Source organism: Anabaena sp. AL09 (assembly GCF_001672255.1).
Classification (GTDB): domain Bacteria; phylum Cyanobacteriota; class Cyanobacteriia; order Cyanobacteriales; family Nostocaceae; genus Dolichospermum; species Dolichospermum lemmermannii.
In genome coordinates this window covers 1-18,557 of record NZ_LJOQ01000056.1, presented here as the reverse complement: position 1 = coordinate 18,557, position 18,557 = coordinate 1, and the positions used below count along the sequence as shown (strand labels likewise).

General features: G+C 37.7%; 17 protein-coding genes. 10 read left to right on the top strand and 7 right to left on the bottom strand.

What is annotated here, in order from left to right; translation table 11 throughout:
* The first annotated feature begins 17 nt into the window (after positions 1-17).
* Positions 18-2,291, top strand: a complete 2,274-nt coding sequence (locus AN490_RS11025) for a bifunctional (p)ppGpp synthetase/guanosine-3',5'-bis(diphosphate) 3'-pyrophosphohydrolase (protein ID WP_300003084.1) — start codon at positions 18-20, stop codon at positions 2,289-2,291.
* 90 nt (positions 2,292-2,381) lie between these two features.
* Here the strand turns inward: AN490_RS11025 and AN490_RS11020 are convergent, their stop codons facing one another.
* Together AN490_RS11020 and AN490_RS11015 are read right to left on the bottom strand one after the other, a co-directional pair.
* Entirely contained in the window at positions 2,382-3,740 is a 1,359-nt protein-coding gene (locus AN490_RS11020; RefSeq protein WP_300003081.1) for a cysteine desulfurase-like protein, read from the bottom strand.
* Positions 3,741-3,835: 95 nt separating this feature from the next.
* On the bottom strand, positions 3,836-4,726 hold the full coding sequence (locus AN490_RS11015) for a DUF4922 domain-containing protein (RefSeq protein ID WP_300003078.1): 891 nt from the start codon (positions 4,724-4,726) through the stop codon (positions 3,836-3,838).
* 129 nt (positions 4,727-4,855) lie between these two features.
* Between AN490_RS11015 and AN490_RS11010 the strand changes: the two genes are divergently transcribed.
* Complete coding sequence (locus AN490_RS11010) at positions 4,856-5,467, top strand: Uma2 family endonuclease (protein WP_300003075.1); 612 nt, start codon at positions 4,856-4,858, stop codon at positions 5,465-5,467.
* Between the two features lie 55 nt (positions 5,468-5,522).
* On the opposite strand, the gene AN490_RS11005 is transcribed toward AN490_RS11010, so the two are convergent.
* On the bottom strand, positions 5,523-6,026 hold the full coding sequence (locus AN490_RS11005; protein WP_300003047.1) for a pentapeptide repeat-containing protein: 504 nt from the start codon (positions 6,024-6,026) through the stop codon (positions 5,523-5,525).
* A gap of 14 nt (positions 6,027-6,040) precedes the next feature.
* Here AN490_RS11005 and AN490_RS11000 point away from each other — a divergent pair, with 14 nt between their 5' ends.
* Complete coding sequence (locus AN490_RS11000; protein ID WP_015083648.1) at positions 6,041-6,481, top strand: YraN family protein; 441 nt, start codon at positions 6,041-6,043, stop codon at positions 6,479-6,481.
* 52 nt (positions 6,482-6,533) lie between these two features.
* On the opposite strand, the gene AN490_RS10995 is transcribed toward AN490_RS11000, so the two are convergent.
* The gene (locus tag AN490_RS10995; RefSeq protein WP_300003274.1) at positions 6,534-6,923 is read right to left on the bottom strand and encodes a hypothetical protein; all 390 of its coding nucleotides are present in this window, start codon (positions 6,921-6,923) and stop codon (positions 6,534-6,536) included.
* A 184-nt stretch (positions 6,924-7,107) separates the two neighbouring features.
* Here AN490_RS10995 and queA point away from each other — a divergent pair, with 184 nt between their 5' ends.
* The gene (queA, locus tag AN490_RS10990) at positions 7,108-8,238 is read left to right on the top strand and encodes a tRNA preQ1(34) S-adenosylmethionine ribosyltransferase-isomerase QueA (RefSeq protein ID WP_300003044.1); all 1,131 of its coding nucleotides are present in this window, start codon (positions 7,108-7,110) and stop codon (positions 8,236-8,238) included.
* Between the two features lie 221 nt (positions 8,239-8,459).
* Here the strand turns inward: queA and AN490_RS10985 are convergent, their stop codons facing one another.
* Positions 8,460-9,155: a TrkA family potassium uptake protein gene (locus AN490_RS10985; protein ID WP_168697468.1), complete on the bottom strand. Its 696-nt coding sequence runs from the start codon at positions 9,153-9,155 to the stop codon at positions 8,460-8,462.
* Positions 9,156-9,269: 114 nt separating this feature from the next.
* Between AN490_RS10985 and AN490_RS10980 the strand changes: the two genes are divergently transcribed.
* From AN490_RS10980 to AN490_RS10970, 3 genes are all read left to right on the top strand, one after another.
* The gene (locus AN490_RS10980; protein ID WP_300003035.1) at positions 9,270-9,719 is read left to right on the top strand and encodes a hypothetical protein; all 450 of its coding nucleotides are present in this window, start codon (positions 9,270-9,272) and stop codon (positions 9,717-9,719) included.
* A 61-nt stretch (positions 9,720-9,780) separates the two neighbouring features.
* Positions 9,781-10,077, top strand: coding sequence for a hypothetical protein (locus AN490_RS10975; protein ID WP_300003032.1), 297 nt, complete (start codon positions 9,781-9,783; stop codon positions 10,075-10,077).
* Positions 10,078-10,524, top strand: a complete 447-nt coding sequence (locus AN490_RS10970; protein ID WP_300003029.1) for a PIN domain-containing protein — start codon at positions 10,078-10,080, stop codon at positions 10,522-10,524.
* Positions 10,525-10,548: 24 nt separating this feature from the next.
* Here AN490_RS10970 and AN490_RS10965 read toward each other — a convergent pair whose 3' ends face one another.
* Both AN490_RS10965 and AN490_RS10960 read right to left on the bottom strand, forming a co-directional pair.
* The gene (locus tag AN490_RS10965) at positions 10,549-14,166 is read right to left on the bottom strand and encodes a DUF2225 domain-containing protein (protein ID WP_300003026.1); all 3,618 of its coding nucleotides are present in this window, start codon (positions 14,164-14,166) and stop codon (positions 10,549-10,551) included.
* 178 nt (positions 14,167-14,344) lie between these two features.
* Positions 14,345-15,679, bottom strand: coding sequence for a TrkH family potassium uptake protein (locus AN490_RS10960; protein ID WP_300003023.1), 1,335 nt, complete (start codon positions 15,677-15,679; stop codon positions 14,345-14,347).
* Between the two features lie 181 nt (positions 15,680-15,860).
* On the opposite strand from AN490_RS10960, the gene AN490_RS10955 reads away from it, so the two are divergent.
* The 3 genes from AN490_RS10955 (at position 15,861) to AN490_RS10945 (ending at position 18,276) form a co-directional block, all read left to right on the top strand.
* Positions 15,861-16,703, top strand: coding sequence for a methyltransferase domain-containing protein (locus tag AN490_RS10955; protein WP_300003020.1), 843 nt, complete (start codon positions 15,861-15,863; stop codon positions 16,701-16,703).
* 165 nt (positions 16,704-16,868) lie between these two features.
* Complete coding sequence (locus AN490_RS10950) at positions 16,869-17,810, top strand: homogentisate phytyltransferase (RefSeq protein WP_300003017.1); 942 nt, start codon at positions 16,869-16,871, stop codon at positions 17,808-17,810.
* Positions 17,811-17,814: 4 nt separating this feature from the next.
* Entirely contained in the window at positions 17,815-18,276 is a 462-nt protein-coding gene (locus tag AN490_RS10945; RefSeq protein ID WP_300003014.1) for a tetratricopeptide repeat protein, read from the top strand.
* Positions 18,277-18,557 lie beyond the last annotated feature (281 nt).

Genomic DNA, 18,557 nt, shown 5'->3' with positions numbered 1-18,557 from the left:
AATTACCTGTTTATTTTATGAGTAGTGTAGCTGTCAAACCCCCTGTTGATGTCATTCTCCCAGATTGGCTTAACAAATGTTTAATTGCACCACCAGCGCCAATACTTACAGAAGAAGAAGACCGAACGTATAACGGTAATGCCTTAATTTGTCGGGCTTTTCAGTTTGCATATGAACTGCATGGGGGTCAAATTCGGAAATCAGGAGAACCGTATATTGCCCATCCTGTTGCCGTAGCTGAAATACTCCGTGAATTAGGTGGTAGTCCGGCTATGATAGCAGCAGGCTTACTCCATGATGTAGTTGAAGATACAGAAGTTACAAGTGAAGATATAGAAGCCCGGTTTGGAGCAGAAGTGCGGCTATTGGTAGAAGGTGTTACCAAACTGTCGAAAATAAATTTTACTAGCAAAACCGAAAGTCAAGCGGAAAATTTCCGGCGAATGTTTTTGGCTATGGCGCAAGATATTCGCGTAATTGTGGTAAAACTGGCAGACCGTTTGCATAATATGCGAACCCTTCAATATATGTCCGAAGCTAGTCGTCAACGCAGCGCCCAGGAAACACGAGATATTTTCGCACCTTTGGCAAATCGCTTAGGGATTTGGCAAATTAAATGGGAATTAGAAGATTTAGCATTTAAATATTTAGAACCAGAGGCTTATCGAGAAACTCAGCAATGTGTCGCGGAAAAACGCACGGCACGGGAAGAAAAATTACTCAAAGCTACGGATACTTTGCGCCGTCGATTACTCAAAGCTGGTGTTAATTGTCTGGAAATTAGTGGTCGTCCTAAACACCTTTATAGCATTTATCAAAAAATGCAGCGGCAGCAAAAGGAATTTCATGAAATTTACGATTTGGCAGCGCTACGAATTATTGTTCAAACCAATGAAGAATGTTATCGGGCTTTGGCAGTGGTTCATGATTCTTTTCGTCCCATTCCTGGTAGATTTAAAGATTACATTGGCTTGCCTAAACCAAACCATTATCAGTCTTTGCATACTGGAGTAATTGGCTTGACTGGCCGCCCGTTGGAAGTGCAAATTCGGACTTTGGAAATGCACCATATCGCGGAATATGGTATTGCTGCCCATTGGAAGTATAAGGAAACTGGGGGTTCTGAAAATACTCCTGTGACAAGCACTGATGAAAAGTTTACTTGGTTACGGCAGTTGCTAGATTGGCAAAGTGATTTAAAGGATGCTCAGGAATACTTAGATAGTGTTAAAGACAATCTATTTGAAGATGACGTTTATGTCTTCACCCCAAAGGGGGATGTTGTTCCTTTAAGTCCCGGTTCTACAAGTATAGATTTTGCCTATCGGATTCATACGGAAGTCGGAAATCACTGTGCGGGGGCGCGAGTCAATGGGCGGATTGTTCCTTTATCCACGCGTCTCCATAATGGCGATATTGTGGATATTATTACCCAAAAGAATTGTCATCCCAGCTTAGATTGGTTAAATTTTGTTAGCACTTCGGCTGCGAAGTATAGAATTAAACAATGGTACAAGCGATCGCGCCGGGAAGAAAATGTTGCTAGGGGACGGGATTTATTAGAGAAGGAATTGGGGAAAACTGGTTTTGAGAATTTGCTCAAATCAGACGCTATGCAAACTGTGGCGGAAAAATGTAATTATCACAGTGTGGAAGATTTACTCGCCGGTTTGGGTTATGGGGAAATTACCTCAAACTTAGCACTGAACCGGTGGCGGGAAATTGTCAAAGCTAGACAACCTGTAAGTGATGTTGTTCCATTTATTCCCAAAGAACCAACGCCAAAAACTTCACGGGATATGTTAACCACTAGTTCCCGTGCTAGTGATTCCCCAATTACTGGTATGGAGGGTTTGGTTCATCATATCGCTGGCTGTTGTACTCCCATTCCTGGGGAAGCGATTGTGGGTGTGGTGACGCGAGTAAGAGGAATTTCTATCCATCGCCAAGGCTGTCATAATGTAGATCCTGTTGAGTATGAGCGTTTAGTCCCAGTCCGCTGGAATTTAGCTATGGAAAACCGCAGTCGTACTCATACTTATCCTATTAATATACAGATTGAGGCTATGGATAGGGTGGGAGTATTAAAAGATGTTTTGTCACGCTTGAGTGACCAGGGGATCAATGTCCGTCATGCTCAAGTGAAAACTTCTTTGGGACAACCCGCTTTGATGAATTTGGGTATTGATGTCCGCGATTGTTCTCAGTTGGAACATTTATTTGTGCAACTCAAGAAAATGAGTGATATTCTCAATATTCGTCGGGTTTGTGAGGTTGAGGACTGCGGTTAGTGGGGTTTACAGCTATTTTCAATTTTGTTTCGCGCAAAGGCGCTAAGGAGCAAAGGCGCAAAGGAAGAAGATAGCTGTAATTTAAAGGTTTTAGACGATTTCATTTAAGGTTTGCAGCAGTTGATCAATTTCTGCGGCTGTGTTGTAGTGGGCTAGTCCTATGCGTAATAAGCCACCTGATGTTTCTACGTCTAGTTTTTTGGTGAGGTTAACTGCGTAGAAGTTGCCGTACCAAGCAAATATTCCCTGTTCTCCTAATATTTTGGCGATTGTTTCTGGTGTTTTTCCTTCTATGCGAATAGAGACGGTTGGTGTCCGCCATGTAAATTGGCTGGGTTCGGTAATACCATAAAGGCTTAAACCGGGGATTTTTAATAATCCGGAAATTAGCTTTTTGCTTAATTCTCTTTCATATTGTTGGATGGCTGACATTGCTACTAATAATGCGGCTCGTCGGCTATGATAAGCTGATGCTAATTCATGGTTTGGTTGTTTTTGTTCAGTTAGAAAGCGAGGACAATGGAAGGTTATTAAGCCTTCTCTATCTGCTTCTATTAAGGATGAAAGTAATTCGTTATCTAAGATTGGGGAAACATGACAACCTAATTTTGTTAAATAATTAATTGCTGCTACTAATCCGGCTAAACCTTCATGATTTAATGTTCCTGTTTCCCATCTGGAAGGGACTTCTTCTGATGCTGGTTTAACTTTATAGGGAGAAAATTTGGTTAAATGTTCTCTTTTTCCGTAGAGGATTCCTAAATGGGGGGCAAAGAATTTATAGGCGGAACAGGCGAGAAAATCACAGTCTAAATGATGAACATTTATCGGTGCATGGGGGGCATAATGAACGGCATCAACATATACTAAAGCCCCGAATTTATGGGCGAGTTTGACTATTTTAGCAATATCATTAATTGTGCCAACGGCGTTGGAAGCGTAAGTTACTGCTACTAGTTTGGTGCGGGAATTTATCTTTTTTTCTAAATCGTTTAAATCTAAAGTACAGTCGGCGATATTAATATCAACAGTCCGAATAATGACACCTTTTTCTTCTAAAGCATACCAGGGAGAAATATTGGCAGCATGGTCTAAGTCTGTAACAATTATTTCATCACCTGGTTGTAGTTCTCTACCAATAGCGCGACTCACGGAGAAGGTGAGGGTGGTCATATTTGCGCCAAATACTACTTCATCATGATCGCATCCTAGGAAGTCGGCGATCGCTGACCTGGCAGAAATAATCAAGGCATCGGTTCGCATACTGGTAGCAAAAGCCCCGTGAGCATTGGCATTTGATCTGACTAAATAATCACTAATTGCGTCTAATACTCCACCGGGTACTTGTGTGCCACCGGGTCCATCAAAGAAAATTGCTGGTTTTCCGTTGATTGTTTGTGTGAGTGCGGGAAACTGGGAACGAATCCATTTTATGTCTAAAGATTCCATGATTTTTCCTCTTTTTTATGATTTTTGTTTCGCGCAGAGACGCTAAGGAGCAAAGACGCAAAGGAAATACAATAACTCATATTGTAGTCTAAGATTCAATTCTGTTGTCTAGGAAAAGCAACATTATTTAAAAGGTTAATAGGGTTGATATTTTTTAGTAATTGCATTTGTTGTTGATTTTTAACTAATAATGCCCCCGCAAATCCTAGTGAGTTGACAGAAATTTTCTCAAATTCTTCTTGTTTGCGGGGGACAATTAACATCCATTCTCGCGTAAATAAAAGATTATATGCTCCTGATTGCATATTATTTTCTAGAGGTTTAATTCCCACAGTTCGCAATAAAGTATGATATTTTTCTAAGGTTACTTCTGCACTTTCTCCCATTTTAAGCGTAGTGAAAGCGTGTAAAAAGGGAAATTCTGGAATAGTTCCCAGATCATTTTCTAATTTTGCTGTTTTCAAAAGTGATGAAATGGGAATATCTGTTTCTGCAAAAGGAACAATTTGCAAATGTTTATGTGGTTGACTCGCACCGGCAAGTTTACCACCGTTATAAAATACTAACCCATTAAATTCTGCTAAACAAGCCCATACTGCTGTTAAGTCTTCTAGGGTAAGTAGGCTTTCCTGTGGTTCAAAAGCGCGGGTGATTATTAATAAGTGATAATCAACAACATTGAATTTATTTAAAATACAAACATGAGTATTAGAGATATCTGTGACAAATAAATCTTCTTCGTAGGGTAAAAAAGGATTAAATTCTTTACCAGTTTTAGTCGCTTCTTGATCTTTTTTAGCCTTATCAGCGTTTTTGCGGTTGATATTTTCTAAAATTCTGATAACAAACTTGATTCCATCTTTTTCAAAAATTTCCAACTCTGTGGGAATAGATTTTAAAGCTCCAGATTTTAAAGCGAGTTCGGTGGTTTTTTTAAGACTTGTCCATAATGTACCGGGTTTCAGTCGAATTTCTTGCTGGTGCATATTTTATAGGAGATAACTAACAATTTTATATCATAAATTAGTTGGGTAAAATTAATAATTTTTGGTAATATCAGATTTCTATATAGTATAATTGAAATCAGCAAATTATCACCATTCAAGAGGTGAATCATGGTTCAAACCTTAACCAAATCAGTCAGCTTTGAGGAGTTTATCCAATCCTATCCAGAAACAGGATCACGTTATGAATTACACAATGGAGAAATTGTAGAAATGAACCCACCAGTAGGAGATCATGAAGAAATTATCGGATTTTTATTGGAAGAAATAGTTACAGAATATAAAAAACTTAAACTTCCTTATTTTATCCCCAAAACAGCTTTAATTAAAACACCTAATAGTTTATCAGCTTATGCACCTGATTTATTATTATTGAATAGAAATAACTTACCTAATGAACCTTTGTGGAAAAAAGAATCAACCATTACTCAAGCTGCTTCAGTTCCTTTAGTGATAGAAATTGTTAGCAGTAATTGGCAAACAGATTATACTCAGAAAACCAATGATTATGAATCAATGGGTATTCCTGAATATTGGATAGTTGATTATGGTGCTTTCGGTGGTAAAAGATTTATTGGTAATCCTAAACAACCGACTATTTCTATTTATTCTTTAGTTGATGATGAATACATAGTTAATCAATTTAGAGGTAATGATTTAATTATATCGCCATTATTTCCAGAACTCAAATTAACACTTTCACAAATTTTACAAAATATATAAATACTGTAAGCGTCAGATCCCCGACTTGTTTGAGAAGTCGGGGATCTGATCTGATCTAAGAACAATATAAAGTATCTCTTGTATCCCTTTTTGTCACGGGATTAGTACCTTTTGCCAACTTACATAGTTTCTTTTGTTCATCTTGACGCAGTAGTACATCGGTAAAATCTGCACCATCTATTATAGCACCATCAAATCTGGCGTTAGCGGCAAATGCTCCTTCTAATATGGCGTTGGTTAAATCGGCGTTAATCAATCGCGCTGAATCTAATGTAGTATTAGTTAGGTTTGCTCCCTGTAAATTTGCTGATTCTAAATTGGCGGCGAAGAAACTCACACCACTTAAATTAGAGTTACTAAAATTACTGTAACGAAGATTTGATTTAGTAAAACTGGAGTCTGTTAAATCACGTCCAGAAAAATCAGCACTGATCAGAATTTCTTTGTTATATTCCAGTGCTACAGCAGTAGGGACAAAACTTGCTAAAGCTGTGGTGGAAATGATTGCCCAAAGTAATAAACTGAGTATGCTTATCCAATTGCGATGTTTAGTATTCATGGTATTGTTAATTAATGGCTAATCCTTCTCCATTTAATTATGCAGATATTGGTAACATAGGTGAAGACCTGGTAGCCAAATGGTTACAATCTACAGGTTGGGAAGTTTTGCAGCGGCGCTTTTGGTGTCCTTGGGGAGAAATTGATATTATCGCTCAATATCAAGACTCAATTGTGGCGTTTGTTGAAGTGAAAACCCGCAGTTCTGGTAATTGGGATGAGGGGGGAAAAAATGCCATTACTCCCCAAAAACAAGCAAAAATTTGGCGGACGGCGGAAATATTTTTAGCTGAATATCCACAAAAAGCTGATTATGCTTGTCGCTTTGATGTAGCACTGGTTCACTATCAACCAGAAACTAGAAAAATTATTGGGGACAAATTTTTAGAGCGTTTATCTATATCTGGATATGAGTTTAAACTGCAACAATACATTGAGGCAGCTTTTGATAAGTAATAACTGCTATGGCGAAATTATTTTTACTTTGCGATACTTAATTTAGAACTGTTTAAGCGAGTGTTTCTGGACAATATCCTAAACCTCGAACAAACTGTTGTCTAAATGCTTCAATTTCTTCCCTTTCCGGCCTACCATGAGAAACAACTGCTACTTGGTAACGACGCATTACGTCTACGGGTGTTTGTCCGGCTTCTAAACTCCAAAACGCCATTTGGACTCTCATTGGTGGTTGATAGCTAATTCCCAATTCACTCAAGAAAGCTCGAAAATCGCCGTCTTGTTGATCTGAGACTGTTTCTTTGAATTTAATTCTGACTACCCAACCATCAATTTGATGAATCACGCTCACAAAGGATAGGGGAAGTTGTGGTCTACCATGTAGGTATTGAACGATTCTCAGGGTGAGGGTGGCATTGCCTAGATAGTATAAGTATTCCATCATCATGTTATGGGATTAAAATTAGTTCTACCTATCTATCTTCGTTAATGGGGTGGAGTTCCCGGTAGGGTAAAAGCACCCGTTCTTTTATGGGGAGATTTACCCAATCTGGGCAGAAGGCAGAAGGCAGGGGGCAGGGAGAAATAATTTTCCCAATTACCAATTACTCAATTACTCAATTAATATGAAGCAAAAAATACTACAAGCAGAATCACAAGATATCAATTTAGATTGTTCGTTGTCTGGTTATGAATACGAACTTCCACCGGGACGAATTGCCCAAAACCCTGCTGTTCCTAGAGATAGTTCTAAGTTATTGGTGGTAAATTCTCCTGAAACCGCTAAGACTATACCACCACTACATCACATTTTCCGTAATTTGCCGGAACTGTTAAAGCCGGGAGATTTGCTAGTGATGAATAATACTAAAGTTATTCCCGCTCGGTTGTATGGCTATACGTCTACGAGTGGGAGTGTGGAGGTGTTACTGGTAGAGGAACGGCGACATAATTGCTGGTTGGCTTTGGTGAAGCCAGGAAAGCAGTTTAAGATAGGCAATGAGATTATTTTTACATCGGGGGAACAGGGAAATAAACAAACATTAAAGGCGACAGTGGTTGAGTCAGATTCGGAAACTGGGGGGCGATTATTACAGTTTGAGTTACCGGAGCAAGTTCCTTTATTGCAGGTGTTGGGGACATTTGGACAAATTCCTCTACCACCTTATATCACGGCTTCTACGGCTGCTGATGAACAGTATCAGACAGTGTATGCGGCTGAAGAAGGAGCGATCGCCGCCCCAACAGCAGGATTACATTTTACACCGGAATTACTAGAAAAATTGCGTAGTTGTGGCATTAATCAGGCTTTTATTACTCTTCATGTGGGTATCGGTACTTTTCGCCCAGTAGAAGTAAAAGATGTTACTACCCATGCTATGCACGAAGAATGGATTGAAGTTCCTGCTGATACCGTTGAGCAAATTCGGGCTACTCAGGCTGCTGGGGGGCGAATTATTGCGGTGGGAACAACAGCGGTAAGGGCTTTGGAGGGTGCAGCACAATTGGGAGATTTACAGCCATTTGTGGGGAAGACAAATTTGTTTATTTATCCTGGGTATAAATGGCAGGTTGTGGAGGGTTTAATCACCAATTTCCATTTACCCCGTTCTAGTTTATTGATGCTCGTTAGTGCTTTGATTGGTAGAGAAAGATTGTTGGATCTTTATCAAGAAGCAATTACTTCTGAATACCGCTTTTATTCTTTTGGTGATGCCATGCTGATATTACCAGAAGGGAAAAGCATTAAATTATGAATTTTTGATGAAGTAATGGATCATCTAATTTAGATTAGATTCAGTATGACTTTTTACTTTTCGTTACATATTACTCTTCGAGAAGCCGCGGAGCGTCTACGGTTTTTTTCCGTTCACCTACTTAATTGAACAAATTATTATTCCCTGTTCCCTGTTCCCTATTCCCTATTCCCTATTCCCTATTCCCTGTTCCCTATTCCCTGTTCCCTGTTCCCTATTCCCTATATTGGTAAACGATTTATATCTTTATTGCAACCAATTACTACCATTGCAGAACCTTTTTCTAAACGTTTAGTTGGTTCGGGATTAATGATAAATTTACTATCATGACTCACAGCTAACATATTTAAACCATAGCGGTTACGAAGTTGAAGTTCAGCAATGGTTTTTCCATGAAATTCATCAGGAACAATTAATTCAACAATACTATTATCTGGGTCAAGATCAAATCTTTCTAAAATTCCCGGTTTAGTAAGTGTGCGTGCTAAAGCACAACCAGCTTCGTATTCAGGAAACACTACATGATCTGCTCCTACTCGGTTTAATAATTTGCGGTGAACTTCGCTAGAGGCTTTTGCAACTACGTGAGGTACACCACCTTCTTTGACATTTAAAGTAGTAATAATACTTTCCTGAACGTAATTACCAATAGCAACAATGACGGTATCAAATTCAAAAATTCCGGCTTCTTTTAGTGCTGCTGGTTCGGTTGAATCAAGTTGTAAAGCATGACCAACTATTTCTTCATTTAAGGCTTCGGAAACCCGTTTTTCATCAACATCTGTAGCTAACACTTGATAACCTAAATTATGCAGTGTTGAACAAACGGAACGACCAAAACGACCTAACCCAATTACAGCAAATTGGTGGTTATCTTTACGTAAACTGCGAAGAAATTTTAATGATGAAAGATTCATAATTGGTGATTGGTAATTGGTAATTGGTAATTGGTACACTAAATACGGAATGAATAATCCCTGTCCATAATGTAGTTGATTTTGATACTACTAAGTAAACCACCTAAATTAGCTATGCAAATAACTAACAGCGAAATCAAAGCTATGCGGGAATTAATGCCTGATTATACCCCCGGACTGGAAGCAATGGATCATTTAGAAAAGCACAATGGCGACATGGAAACGGCTTTTCAAGATTTATGGCAAGCAAAAAATGGTCAAGCTATGATGGGGGGAGATAAGTCATTTTTGCAAATCACCCTCAAAGCCTTGCGAAATGAACTTTGTGGTGATGACGGGTTTCGTGGTCAACTTAGAGAATATACCAGAAATCCGGGCAGTTCTCCTTTACTCACTGGTGTTATAGTTTCCTTAGTGGGTTTAGCTTCATCTAGTGGTTTACCTCTTGATCCTGCGATCGCCACTGTGATAGTTTTATATATCCTCAAAATAGGGGTAAATATCTTTTGTGATTACACTGAACCCCCGGCTGCTAATGGTGGAACTTTACCCCCAGCCAAATAGTTTATGATGTAGGGACGGGGTTTCCCCGTCCTCACAGATTTACTAACAAATAACTGAAGTTATGAATACAGAAGTTTTGCATTTTTTCCAAGAATCACATAAACAGGATTTGGAAACAATCACTCAAATTTTGGCTGATATAACTAACCGTAATCCTGAAGAAATTCAACCCTACCTAAATATAATACTGACTCAATTGGTAGAACCTCAACAAGAACGACCAGTTGGTGAAAATGCTACTCCAGAAAAACGGATAGCTGAATTTCAAGCATGGGTAGAGAGTCACAGAAATCTTAATTTACCAAACCTTTCTGATGAAGCAATCAGCCGAGAAAGTATTTATGGTGACAGGGGTTAAATGTCTTATCTTATAGATACAAACATATTATTACGTAGCGTTGAGTTATCTCATCCCATGAATAGTGATGCTGTCAATGCTATCAATAAATTGTTAGGTCAGGGCGAAACATTACATATCGTCCCGCAAAACTTAATTGAGTTTTGGAATGTTTACACTCGTCCCATTGAGAGAAATGGATTAGGACGTACAGCAATAGAAGCAGAAGTAGAAATAAAACGATTAAAAACTATTTTTCATCTTTCTTTAGACACCGAAGCAGTTTATTCCGAATGGGAAGGACTTGTTATTACTCATTCTGTTATTGGTATCAATGTGCATGATGCGAGACTTGTAGCTGCAATGCTTGTTCATGGGATAACTCACATTCTGACATTTAACACCAAGGATTTTGCTCGTTACTCGGAAATAATAGCTGTTAATCCCACAAAGATAGCGTCTGAATGAATCTGAGAACTCTATTTTTTAGCATCACTCTGGTAATCTCTCTAAAATCTCCCTCACAATATTCCCCCAATATTCCTCTTTATATTCAACATATATCTCTAACGCTTTTTGTAAATTTGTTCTAGCTTCTGTATAATCTTCCTGTGCTTCTGCCAGTATAGCTAAACACTGGTAAGTTAAAGCTAAAGAATATCTATCTTCATCTTTGATTGTGATAACTAAAGCTTTTTCATAATATCCGCGTGCTTCCTTATATTCACCCAATTCTTCTGACAATCTTCCAAACTCGTGGTATATTTTTCTTTGTCCAGAGCTATCTTTATATTCGATAAAAACTTCCAAAGCCTTTTGATAATTGCATCGTGCTTGTAACAATTCTCCCAATAGATAGGCAATATTTCCCAATTGATGGTAAGTTCCAGCTTGTTCATAACGATTATTAAACTCGATATATATGTACAAAGCTTGCTGATAATAATCCTTAGCCTTTGGGAATTCTTCCAATAGATAGGCAATATTTCCTAAATTATGGTATGTGTCAGCTTGAGAATTGCGATCACCAAATTCGTCGAAAATTTCTAAAGCTATTTTATAGTTACGCCGCGCCTCTGCAAAGTCCCGTAATTCTTGATAAACATATCCTAGTTGGTGATAAGTCCCAGCTTGAGAATTGCGATCACTATATTCGATTTTGATAGCTAAAGCTTTTTGATAATAATCCCTCGCCTTTGCAAAGTCCCGTAATCCGTGGGAAACAGATCCTAAATTATGGTAAATGCCAGCAATTGCAAGCTGCTTTGTTCTCTGATCTAAATAGCTCAGTCTTGGAAAGATGTCTAGTTTTTGTTGATAAGCTAATCTAGCTTGCTGATACTGTTTAGTTTGTAAGTAGCATCTAGCTAGTCTGTCAAGTGCCATTGATATCTGATAGCCCAATTCGGTTTCTATAAACTCAGATGGATACTTGTTCAAACACTGGAACACTTTATCTGCTAGTTTAAGGTTGTTTTGATTATCATTGATAATATTTAAATATTTATCTAAGCAGAAAAATATACTAATGCTTTCTTTATTTTTTAAACAAATCTCTAAGGCATTATAAAGGTTTTCATATTCTATTTTACAGAAAAACCTCGCTAATTCTTGCTCTTGTGCGTTATGGCAAGACAAAAATTTCTCGTAATTCTCAGCCAAATTTTGATAGTAGTTTTTAAATCCTTCGCACAAAGAATAACGAATTTTTTCATCAACAATATTTAGCTTACTCTTTAAAAAGTACGGTAAAATAGGTTGAATTGTCAGCAACCCAGGTAAATGTAAATGAGGTGATAATAAACCCCAGTTAATTGCTTCTTTTATAGCATCATCAAATTTATCAAACTGGTAATTTTGAAAAGGTTCTAATTTCTGCAACTCCTTAATATAATCAGGCATCTTTTCACGAAATATAAACCCACTAAAAGGAGCTAAACAAATCAGCAACTTTTGTGCTTCTGGTGATAAATTACTGTGGGAATATTCCACACATTTTAAAATACTCTTAGTCTTATCCTCACTAGCAACATCTAAATTTACATCCGCCCCTTGCAAACCCTGTAAAATTTCCTGTGGTGTTTGCTTTCGCAAATTTGCTAACACAACTTCCATTGCTAAGGGATAACCAGCTAACAATTTCATTAACTTCTGAAAATCCCCATCTTGGCGAATTTTCTCAATTTTGTGTGTAGGTATATTTGTTTCTAAAATCTTCTCAGCTAACTCCGTCCGCGCTTCTCGATCTAATCCTTGTAATTCATAAAGATTGAATTTAAAAGTTTGCTGCTGTAACCATTCTTCCCGACTGCGTGAACCCAAAACCACCAAAGTTTGACCACCAACCAAGCGCCCAATAAAATCGCGGATTTGATGACCTTCTGCTTCTGGTAATGTATTTTGTATTGCTAATTGTTGTCCTGTAACTGATTCTAAATTATCTAAAATCACAGCGTATTTTTCAGCCCGCAATTTGGCGACTAATTTCTCTATTTGCGCCCTTTGACTCATTACTTGATATCTGGCAAATTCATACTTTTCATATATTTGCTGTCCAATAAAAAATAAAATTTGGTCGAGTGTCCAGGCTTTTTCATCGTAGCCAAAATAAAAGGCATTTTTAACAAAGTTGGTTTTCTGCCACCATTCCCGCAGATAATTTAACAGTGTTGTTTTTCCAGTTCCTCCCATTCCCTGCAACAGTAAAACATTGTGTTTTAACAACGCCTTCTCAATTTTGAGAATTTCCAAATCTCGCCCCACAAAGCCATAAGTCGGTAAAGGAAACCGATATTCACTACCAACAGTTTCAAAATATTTCTCTTCTTCTTCTGGTGTAAACTGACGTAAATTAAAATTCACCGACTGGTTATAATAAACCACAGGTAATAACCAATCTTCTAATTTAATTAACTTATTAAAATAGGCTTTCCGTTCCTTATCATTAAACAATTCTCGCCGACTTAATCTAATAGCTTCCGTGATAGGTTTATCAGCAAATAAATGTTTATATAAATGTTCCATCATCAACTTAGCCGCAGTCACAGTGACAGAATAACCCATTGCTACCACCATCTCCATTCCCGCACTCATCAACCGACTTCCTAAACTGGTTTCTCTGACCTCTTCCTCTGTATTTTGTAGAGATGTTGTTGTGTTTTGTAAAGACGTTTCATGGAACGTCTCTACATTATTTTGAGGTGATTTCACCTGTTTACCCGACTGACAAGCATTGAGAATACACACAGGAATACCCTTACCAGTCAGCAAAGCCGCTAATTCCGACGCTTCCACCAAATCAACTTTCCCCTGATTCTCCCCCTCAAAGGCCAAAAACGCCTTCACACCCTCAAAAGGCTGCAAGTCATCCCGTCCATAGCGTCCTTTGAACAAATAACGATTGACTGCACTGGGTTTTTGCACCTGTTCACAAGTCAATAACGCCCCGTGCATATCCAAATGGATAATATGATAAAAATTCGCGCCCTTTGCCTCCAAATGCTGGGATAATGCCTGATATGTACCTGGACGCAGCAATTCCACCTTTACCCGCAATTGACCATTTTCGATTAATTCCAACAGAGGACGGGAAATTGTCCGATAACCCACATCCTTTTCTTCGTCAGGACGCGCTACAACTACCAGCAAGTTAATAACTGGGGAAGGTGGCAAATTTACAGACCCAACAGCAGAGTTAACGCTTTTCCGCAGCATTACACAATCTACGGCTAAAGGTCGGGGAAAATCAGGGTCTTGCAATGCTTCCCAATGCAGTCCTTGAAATTCCGGCGTTTTACTAACTATTTCTATTTGTACTTGACCGAGATTATTTTTAAATTGTTGATATTTGCTGTATGCTTTCTTATCCTGAAAAACTTGTTCAAATAGCTTTTCACCGTAGGTTTTAACACTGTTTTTTGCCCTTTCGGCTTTGACTGTATTCATCATGGGACAAACCAGCCATTCTTCAAAGTACCATTCTAGATCCTCTTCTTCCTGGGGAGTGAAAGGATCAGTAATAGTAATGTCATATTCACCGTCACCAAAACTGAGACTGGCTGCAAATCCTGTTGCTATTTGCTGTTGTTCTCGAATGGTAATCACTGACATAAAAATGATATTTCCTGAATAGGTTTTTGAAGGTTTTGTGATGACGTTACAGCAGTTTTCATGTCTTTAGACCACAGTAAGGGCGAAGCATTCGGATGATAGTCTTGGGTAAAAACCGATAATTAATTGTCCGAATGCTTCGCCCCTACATTATTCGATATTAATTGGTAATTGGTGATTATCCAACAAGGAGATTTTCTTCGGGATAGTGGATTCTGGTAGGACGAGGATCACCTAATATAGATGACATTAATAGTAAAACACCAACTCGACCAATATACATTGTGAGAATTAAAATCAATTTTGCTGCAATAGAAACAGTCCCTGTAATTCCTGTAGAAAGTCCGACTGTACCAAAGGCTGATACTACTTCAAAAAGAATTTGAATAAAAGCCAATTTGGGGTCGGTAATACTAATTAAAACCGTAGCTACAATCACTGTTGCTAGTGAACCAAACACCACTCCAACAGCTTTTAAAATTAATGAGATGGCAATTTTGCGATTATATAATAATACCTCTTCTTTGCCTTGAAGAATTGCATTTGTACAACTGGTAAGCACTCGTAAAGTAGTTGTTTTGATTCCTCCTCCTGTACCTCCAGGACTTGCACCAATAAACATCAAAGCAATCATAATGAATAATCCGGCATTAGTCATTTTCCCAATGTCAATGCTATTAAAACCAGCGGTTCTGGTACTAACTGACTGAAACCAAGCGGCTAATATTTTATCAGATAAACTTAATTGTCCAAAGACGCTATCGTTTCTAATTTCTACAAAGAGAATTGCAATTGTTCCTAGCACTAATAATATTAAAGTTGTGCTAGTAGCAACTTTGAAATCTAGAGAGAATACTAAATAACTTGTTTTTTTGACTATGCGGTCACGTAACCACAAATACATATCCAGAATTACTTGATAACCAATACCTCCAAAGATAATTAAACAGCCAATTGTGATAATCACTAAAGGAGAAGATTGATAACCAATTAAATTATCTTTGAATAAACTAAATCCAGCATTATTCCAAGCACTAACACTATGAAAAATCGCTAACCAAGTTCCTTCTTGCCAACCTTTTTCGGGAACAAAGACTATCATTAATAAAAATACTCCCGTGAGTTCAAATAATAAGGTAGTCGCAATAATAGAACGGATAATTTGACTGCTACCACTCATGCCTGGACGGTCTAAAGCTTGTTGAATTGCTACTTTTTGTCGCAGGTCAAATTTTCTGCCAATTAATAACATTAAAAATGTGGTAGTTGTCATATAACCTAAACCACCAATTTGGGCTAATAAGGCAATAAACAACTGACCTAAAAAGGAAAATTCAGTGCCAGTATCTACCACTGCTAAACCTGTGACACAAACCGCCGAAGTTGAAGTAAATAGGGCAACAATGGGGTCATTCCAATTACCATTACCAGTAGAGAAAGGCATTGTCAAGAGAATTGCTCCCAAGAGAATGACAGCGACAAAGCCCAAACAAATTGTCCGCGCAACAGTCATAAGTAATTAAAAATGAAAAATAAATAAACTTTGTGCAATTAGGCTATTTTGACATCTTACCAAGGTAGAATTAATGAGTTATTCCCAGGCAGAAAAATATCCCTATCTAATTAAAAACATAGATGGTAGCCTAAGAATAAGTTTTTTTCCAATTTCCTGTCATTTTTTAATTATTAAATTCATGAGTCAAATACTTTACAAACAAATTCAGGAATTTTACGATGCTTCTTCCAGTCTGTGGGAACAGATTTGGGGAGAACATATGCACCACGGTTATTATGGTGTAGATGGTAAACAGGTAAAAGAACGCCGTCAGGCACAAATTGATTTAATTGAAGAGTTGCTAAAATGGGCAGATGTTAAAGGTGCTGAAAATATCCTTGATGTCGGCTGTGGAATTGGTGGTAGTTCTTTATACTTGGCTGATAAGTTTGAGTCCAATGCCACGGGAATTACATTGAGTCCTGTACAAGCTGCTAGAGCCACCGAAAGGTCTTTGGCAATGAGTTTGAGTCAAAAGACTAGGTTCATGGTTGCCAATGCCCAAGAAATGCCCTTTGATGATAATTCTTTTGATTTGGTGTGGTCACTGGAAAGCGGTGAACATATGCCAGATAAAACTAAATTTTTACAAGAGTGTTATCGCGTGTTAAAGCCCGGTGGAACTTTGATTATGGTGACATGGTGTCATCGGAATACGGATAAGTCACCACTAACAACGGATGAGCAAAAGCACTTAGAGGATATTTATCGAGTCTATTGTTTACCTTATGTGATTTCTTTAGCGGAGTATGAAGCGATCGCTTGGCAATTACCATTAAATAATATTCGCACGGCTGATTGGTCAACCGCAGTTGCACCTTTTTGGAATGTTGTCATTGATTCAGCGTTTACACCCCAAGCATTTATCGGTTTATTAATGGCTGGTTGGACTACAATTCAGGGGGCATTATCTTTAGGCTTAATGCGTCGAGGTTACGAAACTGGATTAGTTAGATTTGGATTATTACGCGGGACAAAATAAGTCCAATTCTGTTTAAAGATGTACTCAATTTAAGGATAAACGAACCACAGAGGCACAGAGGACACAGAGAAGAAAAAGATAAGGTTAGGAAATTCGGCGCAGTTTCATAAAGAAATGGTATAAGTTCAATTCCTTTAGGTGCTTACGAACAAAAAAGAGCAAAAAATGAATCAATTTTATAAACAAAGTTCTGCTATTTTTCCAGGAAGTTGGTTTTATTCTTTTTGGAAGTTTTCCCGTCCCCATACAATTATGGGAACAACTTTGAGTGTTTTGGGTTTATATTTAATTACCCTGGGTGTCACTTCGACAAAGTTTTCTGGTTTGCATATTAGTCAAATTTTAGCAACATGGATTGCTTGTATCTGTGGCAATATTTATATTGTTGGTTTGAATCAATTGGAAGATATTGACATTGATAAAATCAATAAACCAGATTTACCTTTAGCGTCGGGAGAATTTACCAGAGGACAAGGACAATTAATTGTTATTATTACTGGTATTGTGGCTTTGGCTTTAGCATGGCTAACGGGACCATTTTTAATGGGTATGGTAACGATAAGTTTAGCAATTGGTACGGCTTATTCTTTACCACCAATTCGGTTAAAACAGTTTCCATTTTGGGCTGCTTTGTGTATTTTTTCGGTGCGGGGAACGATTGTTAATTTAGGTTTATTTTTGCATTTTAGTTGGGTATTGCAAAGAAGCCAAGGGATTCCGGGTGCAGTTTGGGCTTTAACGGTGTTTATCTTGGTATTTACATTTGCGATCGCTATTTTCAAAGATATTCCTGATATGGAAGGAGATAGATTTTATAATATCACAACTTTCACCCTCCAACTCGGACAACAAAAAGTATTTAATCTCGCACTTTGGGTATTAACAATCTGTTATGGAGGTATGATTTTAGTAGCGTTATTCAATCTTGCGGAAGTTAACACTATCTTCATCTTAATCACTCATACAGTAGCTTTAATTGTGATGTGGTGGCAAGGTGCTGGAGTTGATTTACAAGACAAACAAGCCATTACTAATTTCTATCAATTTATCTGGAAATTGTTTTTCATTGAATATCTAATTTTTCCTGTTTCCTGTTTATTAGCTTAAACTCATGTTAGAAACATTTCCCACTTCCAATATTATCGCTATTTCTGTAGTCATTTTTGGTCTTAGTATTCTTGGTTATTTGAGTATCAAAACATTGATTACTTCTAATTTATTTCAAAAAGGCATCAATTTTTATCAAGCTAAAGATTTTGAAAATGCTGAAATAGCTTTGAGGAAAGTCATTGCTATCAACTCTACCAATGATATGGTACGTTTGCTGTTAGGAGACATTTTAAATCAGAAGGGACAAATTGCCGAAGCAAAAGCGTTATTTTGTGGAGTAATTGATAGTAGTCCCAAAAATCCTGATGCTTATTTACGTTTAGCGAATATTCTCATGCAGGAACAACAGGAAGTAGAAGCGAAAAGTAATTTAGTTCAAGCAAAGGAATTATTGCAAAAACAGCGTCAACCAGAAAGGGCTAAAAAGGTTAGTGTTTTGTTAGATAAAATGTCTAAACTGTGATTTTTAGGATTTTGATGATTTTTGGGATTATTGATGTTAAATTAATAGTCTATTTGCTTCTTTTATCACTTGAGAGATTTCAGGTTTATCAGAAGCAGATAATTATAATCACATTTTGACTATCCTTATCCATCCGATTTTTGATGAGGGATACAGTTATGCTATATCCCTACTTGTTTTTATTATCAATCCTAAGAGGGTGTTTGAAAAGTTATGGTTGATGTATCAAATATTTTTTACCCCACCCTAACCCTCCCCTTGTAAAGGGGAGGGAACTGGAT